This is a genomic window from Pseudochrobactrum sp. AO18b (assembly GCF_000409565.1).
Classification (GTDB): domain Bacteria; phylum Pseudomonadota; class Alphaproteobacteria; order Rhizobiales; family Rhizobiaceae; genus Pseudochrobactrum; species Pseudochrobactrum saccharolyticum.
Genome location: NZ_ANNO01000436.1, coordinates 1 through 5487 on the forward strand (window position 1 = coordinate 1; position 5487 = coordinate 5487).

General features: G+C 48.5%; 5 protein-coding genes. 4 read left to right on the plus strand and 1 reads right to left on the minus strand.

The features are described from left to right. Window positions 1–1027, minus strand: a 1027-nt coding sequence (locus A918_RS0116435; protein ID WP_022712110.1) for a hemin-degrading factor, incomplete at its 3' end; no start/stop codon positions are given. A 443-nt stretch (window positions 1028–1470) separates the two neighbouring features. On the opposite strand from A918_RS0116435, the gene A918_RS0116440 reads away from it, so the two are divergent. The 4 genes from A918_RS0116440 to A918_RS0116460 all read left to right on the plus strand — a co-directional run bounded on the left by A918_RS0116440 (window position 1471) and on the right by A918_RS0116460 (window position 5470). Next, on the plus strand, window positions 1471–3588 hold the full coding sequence (locus A918_RS0116440) for a TonB-dependent receptor domain-containing protein (RefSeq protein ID WP_022712111.1): 2118 nt from the start codon (window positions 1471–1473) through the stop codon (window positions 3586–3588). A gap of 489 nt (window positions 3589–4077) precedes the next feature. Beyond that, window positions 4078–4389, plus strand: a complete 312-nt coding sequence (locus tag A918_RS21605; RefSeq protein ID WP_075655248.1) for a (2Fe-2S)-binding protein — start codon at window positions 4078–4080, stop codon at window positions 4387–4389. Beyond that, window positions 4355–4840: a bacterioferritin gene (gene bfr, locus A918_RS0116455; protein ID WP_022712114.1), complete on the plus strand. Its 486-nt coding sequence runs from the start codon at window positions 4355–4357 to the stop codon at window positions 4838–4840. The genes A918_RS21605 and bfr overlap by 35 nt, the downstream gene beginning before the upstream one ends. Before the next feature lie 165 nt (window positions 4841–5005). Then, window positions 5006–5470: a DUF1203 domain-containing protein gene (locus A918_RS0116460; RefSeq protein ID WP_022712115.1), complete on the plus strand. Its 465-nt coding sequence runs from the start codon at window positions 5006–5008 to the stop codon at window positions 5468–5470. Window positions 5471–5487 lie beyond the last annotated feature (17 nt).

Sequence of the window (5487 nt, forward strand, 5' to 3'; positions counted from 1 at the left end):
GTTCACGCCAGTCTGTGCGCTCTGCTTCACCTTCGTGACGCTCGCCGAAGAACTGGGCAATCATTTCGCCCTGCTCGTCATAGGCTTCCAGCGATGTTACATGGCCGTCTTTGGTAGGCTTACGGACAGCCCAAACGGCATGAACATGATCGGTGCGGAAATGCATGTGGAAAGTCGGATCCATAACATTGAGCCATGGGCCCATCATTTTGATCTCTTTAACAGGACCGGTATGGATCTGAATGCAGCCGTTATTGCCGACAAAAACCATGATCGGCTGGCCGGTTTCGGAAACCGTATTCATCATGCTTTCAACTGTACCGGCTTCCAGTTCCCAGGCGAATTCTTCACCGGCAAGCTCAACAGCCTGTTTGCGGCTGACAGCGTAATCACGCAGGATCATCACGAACTGATGTACGTCAGTCATGTTTGTCCAGCGCTCACGGAAGCCGTTTACATCAACTGTATCAATGTCTGTCGGCTCTTTTTGCGTTGCAGCTTTGGTTTCAACTGTCTGGCTCTGATCGTCCGAGCGCAGCTGAGCAACCAGTGCTTCATAGGCGGCCAGATCGGACGCATCACGCAGATGGATTTTGTGAACCGCATCACCAGCCTTGTTGAAGAACTGCAATGAGCGGCGGATATTATTTTCGCTGTCAGTTTTCTCTACAGCAAAACCATAGGCCCAGGCTTTTGGGAAAATACGCAGATCGATCTGCTTGCCGAGCACGAGAGACGCATGCGGTCCGACGGATACTTTTTCATAAGGTCCGATTTTTTCGTGCACAACGCTTTCATTGCGGGTCAGCGCCATAACTTCGCCGAGTGTGGTTGCGCCGTTCAGAATTGCAGCAATGTCCACATTCAGGCGAATAGCAGATGTGCCGACATGGGCAGCAACATAATCAGCCTCGGTAATACCATGAGCCTGAGCAAAGTCCCTCTCACGGGATTTCGGATTTTCACTGCGCAGACGCAGGATATCTTGCGGTGTCAGGGACTGAGAATGTGTTTGCGTTGCAGTCATTATTATACGCCTGTACCGACCACATCCGCCGGATGCAGTCTATTAGTGTCATCGTCAAATCCGGCTTTTCAACAAAACTGCCGGATCAGTTTATCGGCGCCTTCTGGCCCCCGTTGCATCAATGCAACCATCCTGTTTATTTTCAGGAAGTTTTCTTGACACAAAATATCATATTAATTATTGGAAGCAATAGTGGACTTTAAGAGTCATATTAAAAATCATGTGATTGTCCATAAACTTGTGTGGAAAAACAGAGGATATCTGGCCTCCGCATAGTACAGAATTGAACCTGCACCAGCCGGATCAGGGAACTCGCAGATCAGTACGGAAAAGCTGCTGATTGTTGCTGAGAACATTTTTCCGGTGCAAGCGCCAAGGTTCCGAACGCAATTTTAATGCCTTGCTTGCCCCGCCAATAAGCGGCAACGATGCGGAGACTTTCAATGCAGCAGCCTTCCAACCTCTCCAGATATCTTAAAATCGGTCTCGGCAGCACGGCTATCAGCCTTGTGGTTATGGCTGGCGCAGCCAATGCCCAGCAGGCACAGGCTCAGACTGCAAAACCGGCTGCAGAAAATGCATCCGGTGATGTTCAGCTCAACACAATCAATGTTAAAACCGTTAATCCTCAGGATATTACATCCCGTCCGGCACCGGTCAGCACAATCTCCAAAACAGAGATCAAGCTGAACGGCCGTGAAAAACTGGATACGGTTCTGCGTGAAACTCCGGGCGTATTCACCCGTATTAACGGCTCCAATCCGGGTGTTGCGGTCAATATTCGCGGTTTTGAAGGCTCCGGCCGCGTGAATATGATGATCGACGGTGCGCCGCAGACTTTCCGTACCACGGCGCATGATGCTCAAGGGTACAGCTATATCGATCCGAATCTGCTGTCCTCCGTTGATATTACCCGCGGTGCAGTGACCACTGAAGGCGGCAGCGGTCTTGCCGGTAGCGTTAATTTCAAAACACTCGGCGTTGATGACGTGTTGATGGAAGGCAAGGACAAAGGCGTTCTCGGCCGCGCATCATGGGGCAGCAACGGCGTCGGCTTCTCTGAAATGCTTGCCGGTGCGATGCGCGTTAATGAAGTGGGCATTGTTGCCGCTCTCAGCCGCCGCGATTCCAATGATTATAAAAACGGTGACGGCATCACCCAGAATAAAACCGGTCAGGAAATGACTTCCGGCCTGTTCAAAACAGAATTCGGATTTGCCGAAGATCACAAGCTGACACTTGGCGGCGTGATTTATAACAATAAATACGGCACATCGCAGACGAATTTCATGCCTGTGCCGCCGACAATTGACTATGATCTGCTGCTGCAGAACCGTACATTTACAGCCAATTACGTCTACAAGCCTGTCGATAATGATCTGATTGACCTAGCGATCAACGGTTATTTCAACAGCACAAAACTGACTTATGTCGGTGGCAACAGCCCTACTCTGTCGAGCCTTGGCCGTGAAATTAAAAATGAATCCATCGGCTTCTCAGTTGCCAACACTTCCCGTTTCACAGTCAATGATCTGTATATCGACTGGAAATACGGCGTTGAATACAATCACGACAATACCGGCGGCGTGAAAGTCGGCGTTAATCCGGTTGATTCAAGCATGAACCGCGGCGCAGCCTTTACTCAGGTCGAGTGGAATTACGACCGCCTTCAGGTTCTGACCGGTCTGCGTTATGACTTCTACAAGCTGGACGGTACAGCCGATAGCGGTATTCCGGGCTTTGAAGATAACGGCATGTATTCCGCCAATCAGTCCAAAGGCTTGTGGAACCCTAAAGTTACACTCGCTTACAATGTAACTGACTGGCTCCAGCCATATGTGACCTATTCGCAGTCAATGCGCGCGCCAACATTGCAGGAAACAATGATCGGCGGCACGCATCCCGGCGGAACAGCATCCAGCTATGTGCCAAATCCTTATCTCGCGCCTGAAGAGCAGCGCGGCTGGGATATCGGTCTGAACATGAAGCATGATGATCTGATTACCGCAGGCGACACAATCCGTTTCAAAGCCAATTACTTTGATATGGATGTTAAAAATTATATCGCAGCGCAGCGTAATACGACTTTCAACAAGCTGCAGTTTGTTAACCTGCCGGGCACATCCCGCGTGAAAGGTTTTGAACTCGAAACACATTATAATTCCGATTATGTGTTCGGCAGCCTTTCCTACACCCATAACAAGTCTGACCTGCCGTCGCAGACACCGGGTCTTGGTGCAAGCCAGTATCTGCCGGATGATGTTTTTGCGGCGACCCTTGGCGGATATTTCTTTGATAAGAAGCTCTCTGCCGGTGTGAAATATTCCTATGTTTCCAGCGGTCTGGTTGCTGCTGCAGATGCACGGGGCAATTTGCTGCCTCCGACAAAGTCCGACTCCTATGATCTGGTAGACATTTTCGCGACCTATAAATTCAATGAAAATGTTGACCTGTCCCTCAAAGTCACCAACCTGTTTGATAAAACATATACACCGGCACTCAGCACATCGGGCTCCGGTCAGGGTCGTACATTCGTTGTCGCCACTCAGTTCCAGTTCTGAGTTGAACCGGATATAGAAGATGATGCAGCGCGCCCTTCGGGGCGAGTTGCTTTTTAAAACCCTGTTGAAATTCCGTTTTTATACGTAGTGTGACAACACGCCACAGAGGTATGATTTTACCGTAAATTCTCCGTTCTGCCGTTTTTCCGTACCGAATAGTTCAATTAATATGGGTATTTAACTCAGGTTTAAAATCATTCTAAATTGTTGATTTTTAGAATGGTTTTAATCTGTACAATTTGACAAGCCCGCCTCTGTGAAGCATTAGAAAATCAAACAGTTACAGTGCAACTTTAAATGTTTGGCCTTGACCCATTCATTTGGAGGAATGATGAATCAGTATAATTTTATGAATGCAGCCATGGTTGCTTTCTTTTTCAGCGATCATGATGAAAATCAGAACATGATTTCTTCAGGTCATTTGCATATTTCAAATTCATTTTCCGTATTTTCCGGATTAAACACCGCTTTTTCTATGCATGGTGCAGCATGCTAGTCTGCCATTGCAATGTAATTACTGCCAAAGAAATCGAAAATACTATCATCCAGATGCTGGATGAAGATTGCTGGCAATTGATTGTTCCTGCCAAGGTCTACCATGCTATGAAGAAGCGTGGCCGGTGCTGCGGCTGCTTCCCAAATGTTGTTGAAACGATCATAAGAGTGACTGAAGAATATCATCTTCGGCGCGAGCACAATGATTCTGAGTTCATTGTCTATATTGATCGCGTTCGTGCGTTACGTGAACAATTCGGGAGCAAATGGAATGAAGGGCGACAAAAAGGTCATCGAGCGGCTTAACGAGGCACTTTTCCTCGAACTCGGCGCAGTAAACCAATATTGGCTGCACTACCGCCTCCTGTCTGACTGGGGTTATACCCGTCTGGCGAAAAAGGAACGCGAAGAGTCGATTGAAGAAATGCAGCATGCAGATCGCCTCATCGACCGTATCATTTTCCTCGAAGGCCATCCGAACCTGCAGACTGTTGCGCCGCTGCGTATCGGTCAGACTGTAAAAGAAGTTCTGGAAGCTGATCTGGCCGGTGAATATGACGCCCGCGCTTCTTACAAGAAATCCCGCGAAATCTGCGATGAAGCCGGTGACTATGTCAGCCGTCAGCTTTTTGACGAATTGCTGAAAGATGAGGAAGGCCATATCGACTTCCTCGAAACCCAGCTCGAACTGCTCGGCAAAATCGGCGAAGAACGCTATGGTATGCTCAATGCCGCACCGGCAGATGCAGCTGAATAAAATCGTTATTGCGATTGCAATGAAAGGCTCCGTTCTGCGGGGCCTTTTTTATTGCCGGATACACGCCGTACCAATCTTACAAATCAAAAATTTGAAAAGCAGAATTGCAGTGTTTCCGCTTTGTATCTGCAATTTAATCCTCCTGTTATTTACAGGAGACTCTCTATGGATTTTCGTATCACAGGGCTTTCACCGGAGCCGTTTCGCCACCTATTTGGCTTACCCGATCATGAACTGAAACAGCATCGTGCACTACGCGTGATTGCTGAAGACAGAGGTTATCCTGACCGTATTGAGATGTGTGAGGCTGAAATAGGTGAAATCCTGCTGCTGCTCAACCATGTCTGCCAAAGCGCAGAAACACCCTATTATGCAACTCATGCGATTTATGTACGCGAGAATGCAGTGGCAGCCTATGACCGGATCAACGAGGTTCCCTCAGTCATGCGCACGCGGCTCCTGTCTTTGCGTGCCTATAATGCTACAGGCATGATTATAGGAGCTGAAGTTGTGCAGGGTACGGATATTGAAGCGGCAATTGAACGCCTCTTCAGCGATCAGAACGCCGCCTATATTCATGCGCATAATGCCGGACGCGGCTGTTATTCCGGTCGTATTGACCGCGCCTGAACCATATAAAAAAAGAC